The organism is Methanothermococcus okinawensis IH1 (assembly GCF_000179575.2).
In the GTDB taxonomy this organism is placed as follows: Archaea; AGJL01; Methanococci; order Methanococcales; family Methanococcaceae; genus Methanofervidicoccus; species Methanofervidicoccus okinawensis.
Genome location: NC_015636.1, coordinates 609,292 through 631,998 on the forward strand (window position 1 = coordinate 609,292; position 22,707 = coordinate 631,998).

A 22,707-nucleotide genomic window follows, 5' to 3' on the forward strand; every position below is an offset into this window, starting at 1 on the left:
TTTATGACCAATTTATATAAATATTATTCTCATTTCTGCTCAATGTAACAGCAATAACTGTCATATTTGTTTTATAGTTGTAGTTATTAGAGGTTAAATCTATATCGCATGTTGTTGTTATATTATAGCCATTGCCTGCCAATGTAATATTCCTTCCATTAATTTCCCATATTGCAGGTGGTGATTTTATATATATTATCTTTTTAGAACCTTCATCCGCAGCAGAGAGTATATCGATATTGGTTTTTAGTTTAGATAATGCAGCATGGCCTAAACTTGCAGATGATGTTTCTATTGTCTTTTTATATCCATACATTCCAGGGGTCATTGTAGATATTATAATAACAATCAGCAGTGCTAAAAATAATATAGAAAATTCCAAAGAAATCTGTCCCCTTTTCATATAAACACCTAATAAATAAGTAATAAATAAGTAATAATGTTAATCATCACTATATTTTTTATCCCAATATATAACATATGCATAATCTATATTGTGGTTATCTGATGTGGTAAATACCATTGCAGGCACATCAAACAATTTTAAATTGATGTTTTCATTCCCTAAATCATCACCCATATTGGGAACTAATGCATCATCTACATTATTGTATAAATCAGGATTTTGTTTATAAGTCATTTCCTTGTGCTTGTGTATATAGCTGTTATAGGAATCCACCCAAACATCTATATCATGTCTTCCAAGAACTTTATTAAATTGGTAGTAATCTTTTAAAACTAGTGGTGCTGGAACCACCATGCTTATAACTTCGGAATTCTGTTTTTTTATAGAGCCTCTAACATAGAGTTTAAAATCATCAAGCATCACTCCTTTTTTGTATATGGGAAATACTTTTTTTAAATTTAAAATCTTTGTAGTATCTACCAATGCAGGTCCTGCAATATCATAATTAGTTTGAGATTCATCAACATTTAAGGTATAATCCAATAGCCCCACAGTATTTATTTTCATCGTTGTATATGGTGGAATCCAAAATCCTTTTTTTCCATTCAATACAGCATTGTAAAAAACCACACCCCGAGTATTATTCTCAATATTATCTGATAAACTAACCTTTAAAAAATCTTTTGATGATATCAAGGATTTATCAGTAAATTCTATTTTATCTGGCACAGCCACAAATACCGTATATGGGTTGGTGTTGGTAATTTCACCAGTCAATGTCCAATAACCATTCATTGTAGCTATTGTTTCTGCAAATCCCGTTGAGATAATAGTAATAAAAAAATTATGGGAATTATATATTTAATGAGATATTTCCTCATCATAAATATCACCCTGCCTTTACAATATAGGCATTGCTACTTTTCATTGAGATAATTTTCGATACAGAATCTGATGGAATGGATAATATTAATAGATATTTAACATTACCATCGAATATCTGAGTATCTGATTGTATTTTATTTAGTTTTTCTCCGTATCTACCAAATTTCTCATTAATCTTATTATAATCAAGTTTATTGGCAGCAGTTGCATATAGCACCCCTGGAAGATTATTCAACGAATAGGATATCGACGATGAACTTGAAGCTGATGCAGAATCTCCGTTATCATTTAAACTACTTGAAACACTCTTTGTTTCTGAATAAGATATATCTTTGAGGACAACATATGAGGCATTTACAACTCCTTCAATAGGATTTTTGCTTGCATTGCTTTTATCGTATATTAGTATTTTATCCCCTTCATAGGGTATCTTACCACATTGCATTGCAGATACTACAATTGTAATTTTATCGAATGATACAGGTATTATTTTAATACCTTTGAGCTCCGATAAACTCAATTTTTTTACATGTTCTAATATTTCAGCTCTTGACATAAGGTATTCTCTATTGCCTATTTTAACACTAAAATAATTTCCAACAGTTAATTCACTAGTAATTCCCTTTAAATAATATTCCCTGGCATTTTCTTCAATATTGCTATTTCTAAGAATCTTATCAACCTCACTTCGTGAGTTAGCAGATTCTATCTGGCTAACCAATGATTTAGCATAGAAACTTCCATCATAATATTTTCCATAAGTAGTTTTTATTGAATTAATCATCTCTTCTTTATAATTCTTAAAATCCACATAATTCTTTGCACTAATTAATATTTTACTTAATTCTTCATGAGTATTACTGTTTTGAATTTGAGATATATAAATGACTTTATTGGGGTCATTGGGATATTTGGAAAATATTTGATTTATATTATTTATTGCCATATTTTTGCTATTTTCAAAGGCTTTTTCTTTTTGAATCTGCTTAGAATGATTAGCGTTATACATGTTATATGCCACAAATGATATACCTGCAATAATTATAAACAACGCAACATATTTTATATATTTAGATTTATCTCCGGATGACCTTTTGGTTTTTGATTTCAATTTTTTTAATTTATTGCCAAAATCTTCATTAACCATAAATATCTGCCCCTCCAATTATTAATGGTATGAAAAATAAAATATATGACCAATTATTTTTATGTTTAACAATATTATAATATTTTCCACTATAATCATTTAAATGTTTGGAATTTTAAATTAAAAAGATAATTTCCCAATTCTGTTAAATAATGCCTATTGTTAATATTCATTACCCATTTTTCAGGTATATGATTGATGCCATAATATGTGCCAGCAATAGCACCATATATAGAACCCAAACTATCCGTATCTCCTCCTGCATTTATGGCATTAATCATTCCAGTTTTAAAATCATCAGTTAAATAGAAGGTTAAAATAGCAGAAGGAACACATTCAATGGCATCCATTCCAGTTCCAAATAATTCATATCCTTCATCTAATGTCCTTATCTTTTTTATAAGTAATATCTTTTCCGCAAATACTTCTGAAATATCCCTTATAAATTTTACAAGTTCTGATATAAAATTTTTAGGGTGATTATATAGAAAAGTTTTACTGGATTCTGATGAATTATTTATATTTATATTATTATTGTAACTACTATTGTTTAAACACCATGAAACTAAAAAACCTACTGTTAGAGCTCCGGCTATTGCCTCACTGTTATTATGGGTTATCTTGGAAGCCTCAATTATGGCCTCCTTTAACATTTTAGGATTGTCATAATAAAAAATTCCCAAAGGAGATATTCTCATAGCTGCACCGCAGGTTTTTGAATCTATACCGCTATAATCACCATTTATTAATTTTTCAATGGCTTTTTTACTTGTAGGTCCAATACCAATGGGATTATTTTTATACCATTTTATGAGCTCCTTTACAAATAGGTTTTTATCAAACCCCTCTTTTGTTATGGACCTTATCAAACATATTGTCTGTTCTGTATCATCGGTATAATCTCCAGCGTTTAATATATTTTTAAAATGATTTTTAGGGGGTAGATACTCCTCAATTCTACCATAGTTTGATATTATTTCATTTTTAGTCATGCCCTCTGCTGGCATACCCAATGCATCCCCTATTGCAGTTCCCAATACACAACCTAACACTTTATTTTTATAAATACCATATTTAACAGGATTAATACCCATAAAAACACCATGATAATTTATAAACATTTTATAATTTATTTTTGCATATTATTATTTTATTTACATATTATTTATTTAGATATATATAATTAATAATATCATTATTTTTTATTTTTTATATTTTTTAAATATTATTATTTTTTAATATATTTGGTATTAATTATATTTATACTATTAAATATTTATAAAATATATGTAATCAAAATAGTTATCTATTTATGCAATTAATTAACCCAATGTTATTTAGTTAATATTATTATATTCGGTATAACTCCTAACTATAATTTAATATTATTTAATTAATAACTAACAAGTTATATGGTGATACATTGAGATACTTAGAGCTCTGCAATATTGAATATGCAAAAAATATTGTAAATGAATTTATAGAATCGTATGGATGTGAAACTGTTAATTTATTCAATGCTACAAATAGGATTTTGGCGGAAGATGTAATTTCTAATGTGGATGTTCCCCCATTTGATAGGTCTAAAATGGATGGTTATGCTGTAAAATCTGAGGATACCTATGAGGCAGAGGAAGACCATCCAATAACATTAAAAATTGTAGATAGTATAAAAGCTGGGGGATATTCGGATGTTGAAATTAAAAATGGGGAATGTATAGAAATAGCCACAGGAGCTCCTATTCCAAAGGGAGCTAATGCCGTTGTTATGGTAGAATATACTGAAAAAGAGAAGAATAATACTGTAAAAATCTATAAACCTGTTTCACCACATGAAAATATCCAATACTGCGGTAGCGATATAATGGCAGGTGAGCTCGTATTGAGAAAAGGTAGTGTTCTTTCACCAAGAGATATCGGTGCATTATCTGCAATCGGAAAAAATAATATAAATGTTAAAAGGGGTCTTAATATTGGATTAATATCAACAGGGAATGAGTTAATAAGTCCCAATGAACCTTTAAAATCTTATAAAATTTATGATGTAAATACTTACACCATTGCATCATCCCTATTGGAAAAGGGATGGAATTTTAAATATTATGGCATTGTAAAAGACAGCAAAAAAGATTTAATGAACTCTATAAAAGATGCAATTGATGATAACAACGACATAATAATATTAAGTGGTGGAACCTCAGCAGGAGTTGGAGATTTAACTGCAAGTGTAATAGAGGAGCTCGGAGGGGAGGTTCTTGTTCATGGCATTAAGATAAAGCCGGGAAAACCTACGATTATAGGGGTTATAAATCATAAAATAAATAATAATTTAAATAACAAATCAGGTGAAAATAGAAAAAAACTAATTGTGGGTCTTCCGGGCTATCCAACATCCTGTTTAACAATTTTTGATGTGCTATTTAATAAAAAAGGAAAGACTATAACAGGTCATTTTCCAGTTAGATATATGTCCGCTAAGGGAAGAACAGAATATTTACCTGTATCTGTTATTAAGGGAAATGAGGGCTATGTTATTTACCCCATTACAAAGGGAAGTGGTGCCATTACATCCTTAACCTACGCCGATGGCTATATTGTTATAGATGAGAATAAAGAGATATTAGAAGATGAAAATGTAGAGGTTCATTTATTTGGAAATATATTATATGGATTAACCATAATAGGCAGTCATTGCATAGGAATAGATGAGATACTTAGGAAAGGAAATATTTTTGCAAAGACGATAAATGCAGGTTCTCTTGGGGGATTAATGGCTATTAAAAGAGGAGAAGCGGATATTGCAGGTATGCACTTACTTGCAGATGATGGAACATATAATATTCCGTTTATTAAAAAATATAAGGTTAAAAACGCTGTTCTTTTTAGAGGCTATATAAGGAAACAGGGATTTATGTTTAAAAAGGAGCTCCCCCTAAATAGCATAGATGATATTGTAAAACATATCAAAAAATACAAATTTATAAATAGGAATAAGGGGGCTGGAACAAGAATATTGTTTGATAAATTTTTAAAGGAAAATAATATCAATAAGAACGATATAAATGGCTACGAAATCGAGGCTAAAACTCATTCCGCTGTTGGTGCAGCTGTTGCCATGGGCAAAGCTGATATTGGTATGGGTATTGAAACAATAGCCAAAAAATATGGGTTAAAATTTATTCCTGTTGGTGATGAACATTACGATTTCCTTATTAAATCGGATAAGCTAAATGATAAGGATGTAGTTAAATTTATTGAAACTCTTAAAAAAGTTGAGCTACCGTTTAAAAAACCCGATAATTGTGGAGAGATTATATTTAGATGCTAAACTATTTTTATTTTAAATCTTATTTCTATAAATATTATTTTTATTTTAAATTTAAAATATCTTTTAAATCTATTCCTCTCATTATTTTATTTTTTATGTTCTCTTCTTTCTTTTTTATGGCCTTTACATTTTCTATTACTTCATTTATTTTATTCCTTTCAATAACTGCAACACCGTTGCAATCTCCAACAATAATGTCCCCTGGATGTATGAGCTCACCCCCACATACAATGGGAATATTAATCTCTCCATTATCCAATGGTTTTCCTGCATTTGGAACATTGTATCTTGAAAATACGGGAAATTTTAAATAATGTATGTCCTCAATATCCCTTACACTCCCATCAACTACAACAGCTATTACTCCTTTTAGTTTTGCATTTAAAGTTGCCAATCCGCCCCATATCGCAGTTTTAGCTCCTTCTGCATCAATAACTATTACCTTATTTCTTCCATAGCTTATAGCCTTCACAGTAGTTCCCCACTCATTTGCTGTGGTTCTTACAGTGAGAGCCTCTCCAAAAACGATTTTTTGATACTGATTTATCGGTTTAATATCTTTTAACACCCTTGCACCAGCATCACATAGATTTGGAACAGATACTTCTTTTAAAAATCTCATAGTATCATTTTTTAACTATTATTAAAAAAATTAGAATAAATATATAATTTTTTAACTATCTCTTATATCCATATATTTATTTATTTTTAGTTTAACCTTTTTTTAGTTATTTGCTATTATTATTTTATTATTATTTTATTATTATTTTATTTATTATTTCTGCTATTATTTATTTTTTATTACATATTCTACTCTTTTTTAATTTCACAAGTTTTTCTACTGCTTCTATATCAACATTATCTTCAACTTCAATATATCCATTATCCTGAGCTCTATCAATAAATCCTTTACCCCATTCATTTCTTACCAAAACTGTTGAATATCCCTCAGGTGTTCCAACATTGCCTACTGATATGTCGGATGCAATACCTGTGAAATCACCACATACTTTGCATCCTGCCCTCATAGCATGTTCTACATCTTTTAATTTGAATTCAATGGAATTTCCATTCATAAGTTTGACTATCAATTTACCTTTTTCTATATCCATCTTTTGAACATCCCATGGATTTATATTATGTTTTTCCAATATTTCCATCATTTTATCGTAATCGTAGGTTTCAAAACAGAAAAGACCTATTTTTAACCTTATGGCATTTTTAAATGGTTTTAAGAGGTCATTTTCTGATGCCATTATTTGATAAACTGCATTCATTACACAGGGTGTTCCAACTACTGCTATTCTATTTAATTTTTTAACCATTACTGCCTCTTTTAATGCCTTCAATATTGGAACATTCCAGTTATATCTACTTCCAGAGGCTTTTAAAACTTCATCTTTTGATGTTGCTAAATATGACTTTGGTTCCATAGTCCATTTGTCTTCCATCATTACAAGAGCTCCGTCAATAATGCCCTCATCAAAGGCATTTGCTAAAATTGCAGTAACAACTCCACCACTTTGAGGATTTTTCACTTCAATTTTTGATTTTGCCTTTAACTTTTCCAATATTCTGCCAAGTCCTTTTTTAATTGAAGGAATAAGCGGTTTTTCTGTTCTTGGGCAGGCATCATAACAGGCACCGCATGGAACATCGTAAAGAGTAACCTTACAGAATTCAGCAGAAACAGGATGTTCTATTTCTTCCACAGGAGCTATAATACAGGCACATTCATCACATACAAATTTTACAGGGCTATCCTCTTTGAAATATATATTATCCACGGGACAGACTGCCACACAAGCACCACATCCAGAACATGTATTTTTATCCCATACTTCCTCTTTTAAATTCAAATATGATTTCATGATTCCACCGTTTTTTATTTCTTACTTACATTACCCTTTTTATTCTCTATTATTATCTACTATCCATCATCTCTCTATCTTGCTTTTTTTATTTTTAATGGTATATCATTATTATTTATTTATATTCAGCTTTATTACCTCAAATCAGGAGTATATAATTTTTCAAACGGTCTTTTCGATATTGGAGCTATTTTAGTATATTTTGAATTTATCAATTTATTTTTTAATTCATCACTTAAACCAAATTCTTTACAAAATTCCTCTATATATGGAGTAATTCTTTTTTTATCTTCTTCTGTAAATTCTTTAATATCGGCAGCTACTCCAAGCTGTGATTTATCTACATTTCCTCTAATATATATGCTCCCACCGTGAATACCTGTTCCAATCATTTTTCCTTTAATTTTACCCAAATCATTTCCTTTATTATCAATATTCAATATAATAACAATTCCTCCTGCCATATACTCTCCCAAAAAGTCCTTAGCAGTTCCTCCAACTACTAATACTGGGAATTTATCGTTATATTCCTTCATGTGAATACCGCTTCTATAACCAACATTATCTCTTACAAATATCCGCCCCCCTCTCATTGAATGTCCTGTTACATCTCCTCCACTTCCATGTATAACAATCTTACCATCATCCATGGTATTTCCAGGGGCATGGTCTGTATTGCCATAAACTATAATTGTGGGACCATTCATAAACATTCCAAGGTCTCCGCCAGGGATTCCATGTATTTCAATAATTAAATCTTTTTTTTGGATACCATTTCCTATAAATCTTTGACCTAAAACATTTTTTAAAATAATTTTTTTTATATTTGGGTTTTTATTCAATATTTCATGGATTTTTTCGTTTAATTCCCGATATTCAAGGTCTTTTGCATCCACTATCACTTCCATATTATTGACCCTTTCTTTTTCCATTTTTTTCACCTTTTATAAGTTAAAGTAATAATGATAAATGGATTTAGTTTAACTATTTTAGTTTAGTTATAGTCCTGCCTGCTTAATTCCAAGTGCTTTTAATTCCACTTCACTTAATCCTACACCTCTTAATCTATCTCTGTTTCCCCTTAAACTTTCAATGGAGTTAATTCCTGCGGCACCAAGCAATTCTTTAATTTCAAGAGTCCAAGCATTTATAAGATTAGCTACCCTCTTAGAAGCCTCTTCAACATCTAACCTTTTTACGAGCTCAGGTTTTTGGGTTGCTATACCCCAAGCACACTGTCCCGTATAGCATCTACCGCATACCCTACATCCCATTGCAATCATTACTGCTGTTCCAATATAAACGGCATCTGCACCAAGTGCTATTGATTTAAATACATCGGCGGAATTTCTAATTCCTCCACTTGCTATAATACTTATTTCGTTTCTTACGCCTTCTTCTCTAAGTCTCTTATCAACTGCTGCAATAGCCATTTCTATTGGTATTCCAACATTATCCCTAAATACCTTAGGAGCAGCACCTGTTCCTCCTTTAAATCCATCTATTACAACGGCATCAGCATCAGATGTTGCTATACCATTTGCAATAGCTGCAACATTATGAACCGCAGCAATTTTAACAAATACTGGAACTTTCCATCTTGTAGCTTCTTTCAAACTCCTTACAAGCTGTGCTAAATCCTCAATTGAATAAATATCATGGTGAGGAGCTGGAGAAATAGCATCGCTACCTTCTGGAATCATTCTTGTCATTGAAACCTCAGCCGATACCTTTTCTCCTGGAAGGTGTCCTCCAATTCCAGGTTTTGCTCCTTGACCTATTTTTATTTCAATTGCTGCCCCTTTTGAAAGATACTCCTCATTAACCCCAAATCTACCACTTGCTATCTGGGTAATGATATGGTCAGCATAGGGATAAAGAGCTCTATGTAATCCTCCTTCTCCTGTTCCCATATATGTTCCACATTCTTTAACTGCCTTTGCCATTGCCTTATGGGCATTTAATGACAGAGCTCCGTATGACATGTGGGCTATCATTATCGGTGTTTCCAACTTTAAGTTTGGAGCTATTTTGGTTTTTAATTTTGCCTTTTTAATTTTTTTACCATCAATTTCTTCTTCAACAAAATCAAATTCTAATTTTTTAGGTTTCTTGCCGATGTAAGTTCTTAATTCCATAGGTTCTCTTAATGGGTCTATGGATGGATTTGTAACCTGACAAGCATCTAAAACAATTTTATCATAATATATTGGATATTCCTTTGCATTTCCCATACCGCTTAACAATATACATCCTGTTCTGGATTGGTTTATTATATCTTCTCTGGCTTCTTTTGTCCATAAAGGATGTTCTCTCCAACATATCGGATTCTCATGAATTGTTATTGCATCCCTTGGACACATTGAAACACATCTTTGACATGCACCACATCTATTTGAGTAGGTTATAATTCTGTTTCCATCTCTTCTAAAAACTCCCCATGAACATTGATTTACACATCTTTCACAAAGCATGCATCTCTCGGGATTAACTTCAACCCTATACTTTGGTGGAACTGTTGAAGGTATCATGATTTCACTCCTTTATTATTTTATTATTATTTAGCTTATTATTTTATTTATGTTTATATTATCCGTATTATCCATATTTCATGTTTGTTGGCAGTTATTCGTTATTTATCTTATTTTATTTATCTTATTCGTATTTTATTTTTAAATTTAATTTTATTCTTATTTTTCCAGCTCATATACTTAAAAAATAGATTTAAAATTAATATTATCTTATTTTTCAACCCTTGCTATTACAGGTATTCCTGCATCGGGCATCCATACCCTATCCAATTCAGGACATATCTTTCTTATAGCTGCTTCTTCACTTGATACAAATGTTAAATCATCTTTTTCAGCAGCAACAAGTGGTCTAAGCTTTATCCTATCAGTTAAACCTACCATGGCATTTTCCTTTTCAATATCTCCATTCATGAACATCATTCCTTCATGGGTGCCAACAATAATTGCAAAAGGACCATTTAATGTTGCACTGCCGTATGTCATTCTTATAGCCTCATGGATTTTTCTCTCCTCTTCTGGCATATTGTCTATTTCTTTCCAGAATCTTGGGGCTATGGCACTTAATGCATATTCAACAGGTAATTTGTGTTTTCTTATTAATAAATCAAATATATATGACACAACTTCGGTATCTGTTAATAGTCTGCATTTATATCCAAAACTTTCAACATATCTTTTGTTTGTTCCATAACTTGTAATCTCTCCGTTATGCACTACTGACCAATTCAATAGGTTAAATGGGTGAGCTCCTCCCCACCATCCTCTTGTATTTGTGGGGTATCTTGCATGGGATAACCACATATAACCTTTATATTCATCTAATTTGTAAAATTCCGCTACCTCTTTTGGCCATCCTGATGCCTTAAACACACCTAAATTCTTACCACTTGAAAATACAAATGCTCCATCTATTTTATCGTTAATTTCCATGACAATTTTTACCATTGTGTCTTCTTCAACATCCCTATATTTCTCATCAAAATCGTAAAAGAATCTCCATGGAATATGCTCTTTTTCCAATACTCCTTCTTTTGTTGGAATTTCTTCATCTTTAAGGACATATCCATATTTTTCCAGTGTTTTTTTTACATTCTCTTTTATCTCATTATAATGTGGTTCATTATCCAAAAAAACATGTATGGCATAACTGTCTTTATACTTTGGGTATATTCCATACCCTACATAACCTGAACCTTGACCATTTCCTCTTTCTTTTAAGCTATCCAGTGCTATAGCTATCTTATCTCCACTTATTAATCTTTTTTTTCTACTCATAAAACCAATAATTCCGCACATGGTAATCCTCCGTTTGTAAGTTATACTAATATAAAAAAAGTTATTTATATAGATTATCAAATAATCATTAAAAAATTTTAAAAATTTAAATAGGTATATAACTATTATTTTTATATATTTTACCATTTTAAGATATAACCAATTTATAATAATAAACTATTGGAGTAAAAATATATAAATAAATATGAATAAATATAAATAATTAATAAATATGATAACCCAATTATTTTTCTAATTCAACGGTTCCTACTCTAAATAAAGCTTTTATTGGAACACCATCTATTTCTTTTATTCCACTTTTATCGATTATTACAACGGCTTTTTTAGGAACCCCTATATTTTTTAAATATTTTATAGTTTCCTTCATAGTATTTCCAGAGGTCATTACATCATCCACAACTACAACACCTTTGCCCTCGGTGCTTGGGTAATTATGACCTATAAATCCTGTGCTACTATCTTTGCTGTGTAAATGTTTTTTAGGGATATATATTGAGAAATTTTTATCCATTTCCTCAGATATTAATGTTGCCAATGGCACCCCACCTGTGGAGATGCCAATAACAGTATCAAATTCTACATCTTTCAACATATCACACATTATCAAAGCTATATTTTTTAATCGTTTTGATGAGATTTTAACATTGTCCCACTCTACATATATATCTATATTTTTATCTTTTTCAATTTGTTTTTCTGGCTCTTTTAAAAGTTTTTCACCATTTAACACTAAATAAAGTGCAGTATCTACTGATATGTTTAATTCCTCTGCAATATCTGCGGTTGTAAATCCAACATCCCTTAATTTAAGTGCCTTTATTATAAGGTCTTTTTTCATAACATCACCATATTCCCATTTAGCCGTATATCTTATAGTTACTTTATAATTTATCATTTATTTAATTTTGCATTCTAATAATTTCTTTTATTTCCAAATATTTCATTTTAGATATAAATATTATTGATTAAGTATAATTAAATATAGCTATTAACTAATATTAATTTACTTATTTATTTATTTCAATTTTTATTTTTTATTTTTTTATTTTTCATTACGGTTCAAAATGTATATATAGTAATTTTTTATTATAATTATATCGTTCAATATGTTCAAAAATTTTTGAATTAAATGAATACTAAATATCTTATGAACTATATAAAATATTAAAATTCCAGCATAGGTGAGCTCATGGAGGAATTAAAAAAAACAATGATAGAATTATTTTCAGAGATTGCAAAAATTCACGGACTTAGTAAGTCTGTTGGAGAAGTTTATGCAGTGATTTATTTAGCAGACAAACCCTTATGCATAGATGACATAATGAATGAGTTAGGCATAAGCAAGGGGAATGTCAGCATGAATTTAAATAAACTTGAAAAATTAGGATTTATAAAAAAAGTATGGATTAAAGGAGAAAGAAAAAACTATTATGAATCCATAGATGGGTTTTCTTCCATCAAAGACATAGCAAAGAAAAAATACAATATCATATCAAAAGTCTACGATAAATTGATAGAATTAAAAGAAAAATCCGATGAAAATGAGAAGGAGCTCCTATCTAAAAAACTCAGGAATATTGAAAAAATGAGGGATATTTCAAAAAAAATATTGGATATGCTTGAAAGTGTGGATATGGAATAAATAAGTGATAAATATTAGTTTTCGGTGGTAACATATGCTTGAAAAGATTTTAAGAAGAACTGCCCGTTTTTCAGAAAAAAAGCCTTTTGTAATGGTAACTATTGTCCTGATAATTACAGTTCTTGCGGGATTGGCTGCAACGAACATAAAATCCCAAACTTCATTTGAAAAAATGCTTCCACAGGATGACCCCATTATAAAAACGCTATATGAAGTTAGGGATAACTTTGGAGGGACCGATGTAATTACAATTTGTATAAAGTTAAAACCCTCAGACAGTTTTGATAAAGTAAATGATATACGAGACCCTCGAGTTTTGCGTTATATAAAATTCTTAGAAGAAGATTTAAATGGAATTGATGGAATTACAAGTATAAATTCGCCAGCAGATATAATTATTCAAAAAAACGGCGGAAAAGTTCCAAATGACCTAAATACTGTAAAAGAAATATATGACTCGCTACCTGATAAGGAGAAAAGCCGAATTTTTAATTCCGAATACTCTATGGTAACAATTAATGCATTTACCGATGCAGGAGGTGACCAAAACAAACTTTTGAGGGTAATGGATAATGTAAATGAAAGAATTGATGATTCTCCAACGCCCCCAGGTGTTGAGGTTATATGCACAGGAACCCCTCCAATGAGAAAATTGATGGATAATCTTATGAAAGAAAGTCAGTCATTTACAACAGCCCTTGGTGGTATTGGCGTATTGCTTATATTATTTTTGTATTTCAGAAAACCGATTTCCGCGGTTATGCCACTTATGCCAGTGATAATTGCGGTTATATGGACTGGGGGTATTATGGGAATATTTGGAATTCCATTGGATATGGCAACAGCAGGTATTGGCTCATTGCTTCTTGGTATGGGTATAGATTATGGTATTCACCTGATGCATAGATATGAAGAAGAGAGGAAAAAAAAGAATGAACCTATGGATAAAGCCATAGAAACAGCCGTTGTAAGCACTGGAACAGCAGTATTTGCTACAACAGCCACAACAGTAGTTGGTTTTCTTGCACTTGTATTTGCCCCCCTACCTATGATGGCTAATTTGGGAAAGGTGTGTGCTCTTGGTATATTCTTCTGTATGGTTTCTGTAATTACACTACTTCCAGCACTGATTATAATTGAAGAACGATATGTTATGCCATTTTTTAAAAAAATTAAAAATAAAAGGTAAAATAATTCAATTTAAAAGGTGAAAATATGGGATTGTCAAAAATTAAAAATAAAATAAAAAGTAAAATGAAAAATAAAACTGAAAGTAAATTAAAAACTAAAATTAAAAATAAAAAATAAAAAGTAATATGAAAAGTAAAATAAACTTGAACATTAAAACAAACATTAAAAAATATATCACTATGACAGTATTTTCATCAATATTACTATCCTTATTAATATCAAGTGCCTGTGCTTTACAGGTTGATGACCCCCAATATCGAGTGGATAAATTAATACCTAATGAAACTTCCCCCAATATAATCCATCCAGGAGATGATGTAGATTTGTGGTTCAAAATAACTAATAACAACTACAACGACGAGATAAAAGATATAAGGGTATCAATTACACCACATTATCCCTTTGAAATAAAACAGGTAAATCCTATAAAAGGAACAGCAACTATATCTCATTTAAATATTGGTGAAAGCGATACTGCGTATTTTAAACTTCATGTAAATGAAGACGCACCATCTCGGGATTATAGAATTGATGTAAAAGTATCCTATGATGAAGTTGAACATGAAAATGGAGAAGATATAACTACTCACCACGAATGGACAAAGATATATTATTTACCAGTATATGGAACTGCCAATTTTGAGATAAATACAAAAAATGATATTTCACTAACTCCTGCAAAAACAAAAATTATTCCAATTACATTATACAATAAAGGAACAGGAACTGCAAAACAATGCACCTTAACAATAGGTGGAAATAAATATATATCCCCAATAGATACTACAAAATTCTACATTGGAAGTATCAAATCAAATGAAGGAAAAAACATAAATTTAGAATTATATACAAACGAAAAAACACCAGAAGGTTCTTATTTGATTCCTGCTACAATATCATGGATTGATGAAGACGGAGCTCCGAAAATTGAAAATATAAATATTGGTCTTTTAGTTCAAGGGGATGTTTTATTGGGGATATCTAATGTAATTACAACACCAAAAGAGATTAAACCTGGAAACACCTATGTAAGAATAGACACAACCATTACAAACAACGGACACGGTGAGGCTAAGGATATAAAAGTCCATCTTAATGCAACATATCCATTTAAAGACAGTTGGAGCAATGCAAACTATAAAGACATTGGAACATTATCAGGCTGTGAAAGTAAAGTGGCAAGTTTTACCATTGACATTGACAAAAATGCACCGCCAAAACATTATAAGGTTCCCATATATATGGAATATTTAGATATTTTTAATAAAAAGCACAATATTACAAAAACAATCGACATATATATTAAACCAAAACCAATACTAAATATTATTCCAGAAGAATATACTGTAAAAGCAGGGACTGAAAATACTATATTAATCCATGTTAAAAACACAGGAAACGAAAAGGCTGAAAATGTAAAGGTTAGTGCTATTAAAAATTCAGCTCAGCCATTTGATTATCCAACAAAAAGTGATACAGTAGGAACTTTAAAACCCGGGGAAAATGGAACTGGGGCTATTGTTATTGATGTGGATAAAAACGCAGTAGCTAAGGATTATATTATCACTGTTGAGATAAGGTCAGTTGGAGATAGGGAAGAAGGGGATGATAATGTATATATCACTCAAAAATCCATTAAAGTAAAGGTTGAAAATAACCCAGAGGATTCAACTTTAACAGTTGGAATTGGATTGATAGTTATTCTTGTAATTGTTGGAGTATATTACTATAAAAGAAAAAAGAAAAACGATAATAAATATAATAACCAGTAAATTAAAATATAAAATAAAAATATAAATACATAAAATAAATTAACTGAATAAATAAAAATAGAAGATATATAAAATAAAAAACTTTTTTCTTTTTTTGTAATATATTACTTCTTTTAATTTTTTTATTTAATTTTAATTAAATTTTAATTATAAGGTTTATAAATGCCCATTTATCTTTATTTATCAAGTATTTATTACAATGGTGAAAGAATGAATCCCTATGATATAATGAAAGCTTCACAGATAGCCTGTTGTTTAGAGGTTAGTAGTTTTAAACCTGGAAATGTGCATAGAAATAGAGAATACGATGATATAAAATACCATCATTTCCTGAGCTCCGGTATAGCATTTGGAAATGTGGTTTATGAGGCATGTCAAGATAACAAGGATATAGGAAAATACATAAAATTGGCTGTAATTGAGTCTAAAAAATGGTCTCCAACCAATGCAAACTTAGGTATAATAATGTTGCATATACCTATTGCCATGAGTTCAGGTAAAATTGAGGAATTTAATGAAAGTAAATTAAAAAAAGAAATAACAAATATAACAAAAAACACCACAGTAAATGATGCTATCGCTGTTTATGAGGCTATTGAAATAGCAATGCCCAATATAAACCCGCCAAAAGAAGGTCCCGATGCTCAGAAAAATGATGCAAAACAGGAATTAATAGAAAAAAATTTAACATTATACGATGTTTTTAAAATATCTTCCTCATGGGATAGTATCTCAAAGGAATGGACAGAAGGATTTAATATATCTTTTAAGGGATACAACCTATTAAATGAATATTATAACGAATATAACAACATAAATTTAGCTATAACAAAAACATTTTTAAATATACTTTCAAATCATCCCGATACATTGATAGCAAGAAAAAAGGATTTAGATACTTCAAAAATGGTCTCAGAAATGGCAAAAAACATACTTGACAACGGATTTAAAAAAGAGGATATTGTGGAATTCGACAAATTCTTATCAAAAGATGGGAATAAATTAAATCCAGGAACAACAGCAGATTTAGTGGCTTCTTCCTTGATGATATTCTTACTAAATAGGATTAGTACAAATGACACGGTATTATGGTAGGTAATTATTTATTATTATATTATTTTGTTATTATTTTATATTTCTTATATAAATATCATCAGAGCTCTACTACATAGTAAATTATATATGCAATCTATTTTAATTATTTTTAATTTATTATTTTTAATTTAATAAATTTTATACGGTGATTGAATGAGCGAAGATAAGTATGAAAAAGTAATGGATTTAGCTAGAAGAAGAGGTTATCTATGGAGCTCCTTTGAAATATATGGTGGTATAGCAGGCTTTGTAGATTATGCACCCCTTGGAACTATGTTAAAAAATAATATAATTAACACATGGAGAAAGCACTATATTGTAAATGAAGAATTCTACGAAATAGAAAGCCCAACCATTACACCATACGAGGTTTTAAAAGCATCTGGGCATGTCGATAACTTCACAGACCCAATGGTAGAATGTAAAGAATGTTTAGAATCATTTAGGGCAGACCATATTATCGAGGAAAACATCGACATAGATACAGAAGGAAAAACCCTTGAAGAATTAGATGAGCTCATAAAAAAATATAATATAAGATGCCCAAAATGTGGTGGTGAGTTCGGAGATGTTAAAAAATACAATTTAATGTTTTTGACTTCAATAGGTCCTGGTGGAAAAAGGACAGGATATATGAGACCAGAAACTGCCCAGGGCATATTTATCCAGTTTAGAAGATTGGCAAGTTTTTTTAGAAATAAGCTTCCCTTTGGAGTGGCACAAATTGGTAAATCGTATAGGAATGAAATTTCTCCAAGACAGGGGGTTATTAGATTAAGGGAATTTACACAGGCTGAGGCGGAATTTTTTGTTCATCCAAATATAAAGAATCATAAGAGATTTAAAGATGTAGAAAATGATATAATACCACTTCTTCCAGCAGATAGACAGATGGATGAAACACTGAGCTCAGAGGAAAAAGTAATAAATATGTCATTAAAGGACGCCGTGGAAAAGGGCATAATAAGGCATGAAACCATTGCATATTTTGTAGCAATTACAAAGAGATTTTTAATGGATATAGGTATTGATATAACTAAATTGAGATTTAGACAGCACCTTCCCGATGAAATGGCACATTATGCTATTGATTGTTGGGACGCAGAGATATATACTGACAGGTTTGGCTGGATTGAATGCGTAGGTATTGCAGATAGGACAGATTATGACTTAAAGGCACATATGAATCATAGCGGTGTGGATTTAAGTGTTTTCGTAGAATATGATGAACCAAAAGAAATTGAAACATACGATATCGAATTAAACTATAAGGTCGTTGGAAAGGTATTTAAAAAAGACATGAAGCTCGTTGAAAATGCATTAAATAACATGAACAACACCGAAATAGAAAAATTAGTAAAAGAATTAAATGAAAATGGAAAATATATTTTAAAAATAGAAGATAAGGAATTTGAAATACTAAGCGACTATTTGAAAATAAATAAAACTAAAAAGAAAATCTCAGGAGAAAAAGTATTACCTCATGTAATTGAACCCTCCTACGGCATTGACAGGATAACCTACTGTCTTTTAGAGCATGCCTACAATGAAGAAGAAGATAGAACCTATTTAAAGTTAAAACCGCAGGTAGCCCCCATAAAAGTTGGAGTATTTCCATTAGTTAATAAAGAAGGCATGGCAGAAATCGCCATGAGAATAAAAGATAACTTACGAAAAAACGGAATAATTGCTGAATATGATGATAGTGGAGCAATAGGAAGAAGATATATGAGAATGGATGAGGTGGGAACTCCATTCTGTATTACTGTTGATGGTAGAACATTGGAGGATGGAACTATCACCATAAGATATAGGGACACAAGGGAACAGATAAGAATTAAAATTGACGAAGTTATAAATTATATTAAAAATAATATTAAATAATAAAAATAATAAAAATAATATTATATAATAAATTTAATCATAATAATTATCAATAGATATAAAATTTTAAATCGCTACCTTTTATATTTTATAATTTTTCAAAGTTTTTAATGCTGAATAGACAATACCATTATTATCATATTCGTCATTCATTATGTAGTATCTTGCAGATTTTGCCAAAATATCCATGGGTATCTGCTCCAAAATCTTATCAATACTATTCCTATTTATCAAATAGTCTAGTTCCTCAAAGGTATTTATTATATTTTCTCTGATAGTATATTCAGAGACACCTAATTTACTACTAAATTTACATGCGTTAATAAGGCCTGCTGATGTGATAATTGCAAAGTAATGTGTTATAATTGCATCAGGTGATGATAGATTAGAGGATAACGTGCTATCTATATTTTTAGGTAGATTATATGCAATTTGTTCTAAAAATTTTTCAATAGATAGGGTGTTTATTGAAATTTTTTCATATTCTTTAATTACATTCTTAATCGCCCTAACACTATCTAATAGGGCCTCATTAAATACTCCTTCGGGAAGTTTAAATCTTTTATTTAATTTGCATGCATCAATAACGCCTGCAACCATAATGGCACCAAAACAGGGGTCTATACCCGCAACAGTGGATGAAACATCAGCAGGCACCACATAAGCCTTTTTATTGGCACTTTCTGCAAGTTCAACACATTTTTTAATCTGTTCCTCGGTGGCATAATGTGTTCCATCTGTTGAAGCTCCGCTTATTACATAATGACTATGCTGTGGAGTTCCAGGAACAGCAGCAGGATGCATTGAAGATATACCTACATCTTTTCTCTTTGTTCTAAGTTGCACTTCAAGTGCAGTGTATAAAACAACAGGGGATATCGTGCATGTATTTGCTATAATACCATTTTCAGGAAGATGAGGAAGTATATTCTTTGCTATTTCAATGGTTCTTTTTCCAAAAGGTGTAAAAAATATACATATTTCACCATGTTTTGCAGCTTCAATATCATCTGAAACTACTTTAACCCCTGATTCTTCAACTTTCTTCCACATCTCCTCCGTTAATATGTTTTTGTTAGGTTCTGCAAGTATAACATCATGTCCAGCTTCTGCAAACTCCATAGCCATTCTGCTACCACCGTATGGAGGTTCTCCTCCATAATTTTTAGGTAGATTTAATTTATTCACATATAGATTTTGGTTTCCTGCACCGTATACTGAAATTTTCATATATCACCCGCCCCATTTTATTTTTAATATTTAAGCATGTTCAGGACCGACATTGAGGATGTCTTTAACTTCGTTGAGTTTTTCAAGAAGGGCATTTCCTTTATTTGTTAGAACAAACCCTTCATTCCCATCTTTTTCAACAAAACCATGTCGTTCTAAAAATTCCATATATCTCTTAAATACCTTCCAATCCAAGTTTGCGTAATACATTATCCATGTTTTTTTACATCCCCCCATATTGATAGCATTTAGAATACCAAATATTATATCCATTTTGTCCCTTCTATTCCCATTTAAACCATAAATTTGCATAGAATAAAACATTTGAACTTTTTTCACATTTTCCCTCCAATTAATTCTATGTATTTAATTATGCATATATTAATCTCATGTTTGTGTTCATATTTATGCAGGTAATTAAGATAATTAAAAAAATATAAATGTTCGCAGTTTTGTAACTTCTAAAATTAACTATATTTTATATAATTTTCATAGTATATATTTTTAACTACTAACCATTTTAGTTAAGTTTTGGAAAATAATAATTATCATTTACTCATTTTTTTAATTAAAATAGCACTTGTAGGACATCTACCAGCACATAATTTGCAGTTATGACAATATAATGTATTATATGCATAATATTTTCCATTTTTATCAATATTCCATATCTTTGGAGCTTTTGGACATACATCATAGCATTTTCCACATCCTATACATTTTTCCCTATCTACAATTATTTCCACAGACATATTCCACCTTTATTAATAATAAATATAATAATATTCCAAAATAATACATATTGGTAAAATATATGATAGTAAAAATTATATAATATAATACGAAGTATTTTATAATATATACGAAAATCGGAGGCATATTATGGATGAAAAGGATATGAAAATATTAAACATATTGATGAGGGAAGGAAGAAAACCTTATACTGAAATTGCCAAGGAACTTAGAACAAGTGAGAGCTCCGTCAGAAAGAGAGTTAGAAAGATGGAAGAAGAAGGTATTATTAAGGGATACAATATAAATATAGAACCTTCCAAAATCGGTTATAATGTTGTGGCATTAACCGGTTTTGACACCAATCCCGAAGATTTTCTAACGGTTGCAAATAAATTATGTGAATTTGAAGAGGTCAAAAAGGTATGGACCTCAACAGGTGACCATATGATAATGACAGAAATATGGGCAAAAGACGGTAGAGAATTATCCAATATTTTATTTAACAAAATTGGGAAGATTGAAGGTATTAAGAAAGTATGTCCGGCCATTATTCTGGAACAGCTGAAATAATATTATATTTTATTTTTAATGTGTATATTAGATATATTTACATATTTTTTATAATTTTATTAAATTTCAACCATTTTATCTGGAACTTCAATCCCCTTTTCTTTGAACCATTTTCCATAACCTTTTACATCCATATTTTTAATATGCATAACCAACCATCCAATAATAAAATTCAAAGCATCTCTAAATTCCTTATCTCCCCCATTCTCAATCTTTGGAGCTAATGTTTCCACAACATATCTCACAAAAAATCTATGTATCTTTTTATGTTTTTCTAATTCTTCCTTTGGATAACCATATCTTTCCATTACTTCTTCCTCATGTTTGAAGTGTTTATCTGTGTAAGATACTGCTTTTTCCACCAATAATTTTTTTGCTTCGTCCTTTTTACCTTCTTTTAATAAGGTGTATATGTTATTTATTGTATCAACAAGGAATTTATGTTCTCCATTAAAGGCCTGAACATCCGATTCTAAATCTTTTGACCATTTTATTATTTCCATAATCTCGCCATGATATTAATAATATAATTATAAATATATTTAAATTTAATAAATGAATAATCTAAAAATATGATAAACCCCCGGCTTTTTATATTAATTATTATTCAATATTCAATAATTTACACATATCTTTAAAAAAAAGAATAAAAATTATTTAAAGTATCTATCAAGTAATCCTTTTAACATTTTTGCATGCCTTGCTTCATCTCTGCTTGATTCATCAAAGAAATCATGAGCTGGGTCGATATCTAATTCTTTTGCCTTTGTTGCAGCAGCCTTTTTCTCTTTGTTTGCCATGCATTCTCCTTTTAGCATCATTTCAAGATTCTCTTTTAAGTTGTCTGAAATTACGCCGTTCATCTCAGCAAAATGAGCTGCATGTTCAGCTTCTTCGAATGCTATTCTTTTTAAGACTTCTGCTACTTCTGGAAGTCCCTCTCTTTGTGCAAGTCTTGCCATTGCCAGATACATACCAACTTCTGCACATTCTCCTTTGAAGTTTGCTTCAACTTCTTTTTCCAAATCTGTTCCTTTTGTTACTCCAATTTTGTGTTCATTTATTACCTCTACTTCTACCATGAGCTCACCTTTTTTTATTTTTATTTTTTATTTGTAGCTATA

General features: G+C 30.3%; 22 protein-coding genes. 7 read left to right on the plus strand and 15 right to left on the minus strand.

Annotated elements, in window-relative coordinates:
• Position 1: 1 nt before the first annotated feature.
• From METOK_RS03055 to METOK_RS03070, 4 genes are all read right to left on the minus strand, one after another.
• A complete protein-coding gene (locus METOK_RS03055) occupies positions 2 to 403 on the minus strand; it encodes a class III signal peptide-containing protein (protein ID WP_013866766.1) in 402 nt (133 codons plus the stop codon).
• A 39-nt stretch (positions 404 to 442) separates the two neighbouring features.
• The gene (locus tag METOK_RS03060) at positions 443 to 1,183 is read right to left on the minus strand and encodes a hypothetical protein (protein ID WP_052293967.1); all 741 of its coding nucleotides are present in this window, start codon (positions 1,181 to 1,183) and stop codon (positions 443 to 445) included.
• A gap of 112 nt (positions 1,184 to 1,295) precedes the next feature.
• Positions 1,296 to 2,438, minus strand: coding sequence for a DUF515 domain-containing protein (locus tag METOK_RS03065; protein WP_013866768.1), 1,143 nt, complete (start codon positions 2,436 to 2,438; stop codon positions 1,296 to 1,298).
• Positions 2,439 to 2,533: 95 nt separating this feature from the next.
• On the minus strand, positions 2,534 to 3,532 hold the full coding sequence (locus METOK_RS03070) for an ADP-ribosylglycohydrolase family protein (RefSeq protein WP_013866769.1): 999 nt from the start codon (positions 3,530 to 3,532) through the stop codon (positions 2,534 to 2,536).
• A gap of 329 nt (positions 3,533 to 3,861) precedes the next feature.
• Here METOK_RS03070 and METOK_RS03075 point away from each other — a divergent pair, with 329 nt between their 5' ends.
• Complete coding sequence (locus METOK_RS03075) at positions 3,862 to 5,766, plus strand: molybdopterin biosynthesis protein (RefSeq protein WP_013866770.1); 1,905 nt, start codon at positions 3,862 to 3,864, stop codon at positions 5,764 to 5,766.
• Between the two features lie 40 nt (positions 5,767 to 5,806).
• On the opposite strand, the gene METOK_RS03080 is transcribed toward METOK_RS03075, so the two are convergent.
• The 6 genes from METOK_RS03080 to METOK_RS03105 all read right to left on the minus strand — a co-directional run bounded on the left by METOK_RS03080 (position 5,807) and on the right by METOK_RS03105 (position 12,302).
• Positions 5,807 to 6,388 (minus strand): RraA family protein, encoded by a 582-nt coding sequence (locus METOK_RS03080; RefSeq protein WP_013866771.1) that lies wholly within the window; start codon positions 6,386 to 6,388, stop codon positions 5,807 to 5,809.
• A 169-nt stretch (positions 6,389 to 6,557) separates the two neighbouring features.
• Entirely contained in the window at positions 6,558 to 7,637 is a 1,080-nt protein-coding gene (locus METOK_RS03085) for a Coenzyme F420 hydrogenase/dehydrogenase, beta subunit C-terminal domain (protein ID WP_013866772.1), read from the minus strand.
• Between the two features lie 134 nt (positions 7,638 to 7,771).
• Positions 7,772 to 8,545: a GltB/FmdC/FwdC-like GXGXG domain-containing protein gene (locus METOK_RS03090; protein WP_048058016.1), complete on the minus strand. Its 774-nt coding sequence runs from the start codon at positions 8,543 to 8,545 to the stop codon at positions 7,772 to 7,774.
• A 90-nt stretch (positions 8,546 to 8,635) separates the two neighbouring features.
• Entirely contained in the window at positions 8,636 to 10,168 is a 1,533-nt protein-coding gene (locus METOK_RS03095; protein WP_013866774.1) for a glutamate synthase-related protein, read from the minus strand.
• A 210-nt stretch (positions 10,169 to 10,378) separates the two neighbouring features.
• The gene (locus METOK_RS03100; protein WP_013866775.1) at positions 10,379 to 11,464 is read right to left on the minus strand and encodes a class II glutamine amidotransferase; all 1,086 of its coding nucleotides are present in this window, start codon (positions 11,462 to 11,464) and stop codon (positions 10,379 to 10,381) included.
• A 223-nt stretch (positions 11,465 to 11,687) separates the two neighbouring features.
• Positions 11,688 to 12,302 carry an orotate phosphoribosyltransferase-like protein gene (locus METOK_RS03105; RefSeq protein WP_048057857.1) on the minus strand — a complete coding sequence of 205 codons (615 nt, stop codon included), beginning with the start codon at positions 12,300 to 12,302 and terminating at the stop codon, positions 11,688 to 11,690.
• A 351-nt stretch (positions 12,303 to 12,653) separates the two neighbouring features.
• Here METOK_RS03105 and METOK_RS03110 point away from each other — a divergent pair, with 351 nt between their 5' ends.
• The 5 genes from METOK_RS03110 (at position 12,654) to glyS (ending at position 19,048) form a co-directional block, all read left to right on the plus strand.
• Positions 12,654 to 13,106: a GbsR/MarR family transcriptional regulator gene (locus METOK_RS03110; protein WP_013866777.1), complete on the plus strand. Its 453-nt coding sequence runs from the start codon at positions 12,654 to 12,656 to the stop codon at positions 13,104 to 13,106.
• Between the two features lie 34 nt (positions 13,107 to 13,140).
• A complete protein-coding gene (locus METOK_RS03115) occupies positions 13,141 to 14,295 on the plus strand; it encodes an efflux RND transporter permease subunit (RefSeq protein WP_013866778.1) in 1,155 nt (384 codons plus the stop codon).
• Between the two features lie 127 nt (positions 14,296 to 14,422).
• A complete protein-coding gene (locus tag METOK_RS03120) occupies positions 14,423 to 16,069 on the plus strand; it encodes a COG1361 S-layer family protein (protein ID WP_013866780.1) in 1,647 nt (548 codons plus the stop codon).
• Positions 16,070 to 16,279: 210 nt separating this feature from the next.
• Entirely contained in the window at positions 16,280 to 17,164 is an 885-nt protein-coding gene (locus METOK_RS03125; RefSeq protein ID WP_048057858.1) for a triphosphoribosyl-dephospho-CoA synthase, read from the plus strand.
• A gap of 153 nt (positions 17,165 to 17,317) precedes the next feature.
• Positions 17,318 to 19,048 (plus strand): glycine--tRNA ligase, encoded by a 1,731-nt coding sequence (glyS, locus tag METOK_RS03130; protein WP_013866782.1) that lies wholly within the window; start codon positions 17,318 to 17,320, stop codon positions 19,046 to 19,048.
• Positions 19,049 to 19,129: 81 nt separating this feature from the next.
• Here glyS and METOK_RS08865 read toward each other — a convergent pair whose 3' ends face one another.
• The 3 genes from METOK_RS08865 to METOK_RS03145 form a co-directional block, all read right to left on the minus strand.
• Positions 19,130 to 20,278, minus strand: a complete 1,149-nt coding sequence (locus METOK_RS08865; RefSeq protein WP_013866783.1) for a H(2)-dependent methylenetetrahydromethanopterin dehydrogenase-related protein — start codon at positions 20,276 to 20,278, stop codon at positions 19,130 to 19,132.
• A gap of 30 nt (positions 20,279 to 20,308) precedes the next feature.
• On the minus strand, positions 20,309 to 20,617 hold the full coding sequence (locus tag METOK_RS03140; RefSeq protein WP_013866784.1) for a winged helix-turn-helix domain-containing protein: 309 nt from the start codon (positions 20,615 to 20,617) through the stop codon (positions 20,309 to 20,311).
• 209 nt (positions 20,618 to 20,826) lie between these two features.
• Complete coding sequence (locus METOK_RS03145) at positions 20,827 to 21,030, minus strand: 4Fe-4S binding protein (protein ID WP_013866785.1); 204 nt, start codon at positions 21,028 to 21,030, stop codon at positions 20,827 to 20,829.
• A 130-nt stretch (positions 21,031 to 21,160) separates the two neighbouring features.
• Here METOK_RS03145 and METOK_RS03150 point away from each other — a divergent pair, with 130 nt between their 5' ends.
• A complete protein-coding gene (locus METOK_RS03150) occupies positions 21,161 to 21,583 on the plus strand; it encodes a winged helix-turn-helix transcriptional regulator (RefSeq protein ID WP_013866786.1) in 423 nt (140 codons plus the stop codon).
• Between the two features lie 59 nt (positions 21,584 to 21,642).
• Here the strand turns inward: METOK_RS03150 and METOK_RS03155 are convergent, their stop codons facing one another.
• Complete coding sequence (locus METOK_RS03155) at positions 21,643 to 22,086, minus strand: bacteriohemerythrin (protein ID WP_013866787.1); 444 nt, start codon at positions 22,084 to 22,086, stop codon at positions 21,643 to 21,645.
• A gap of 150 nt (positions 22,087 to 22,236) precedes the next feature.
• Positions 22,237 to 22,665: a ferritin-like domain-containing protein gene (locus tag METOK_RS03160; protein WP_013866788.1), complete on the minus strand. Its 429-nt coding sequence runs from the start codon at positions 22,663 to 22,665 to the stop codon at positions 22,237 to 22,239.
• Between the last annotated feature and the right edge of the window lie 42 nt (positions 22,666 to 22,707).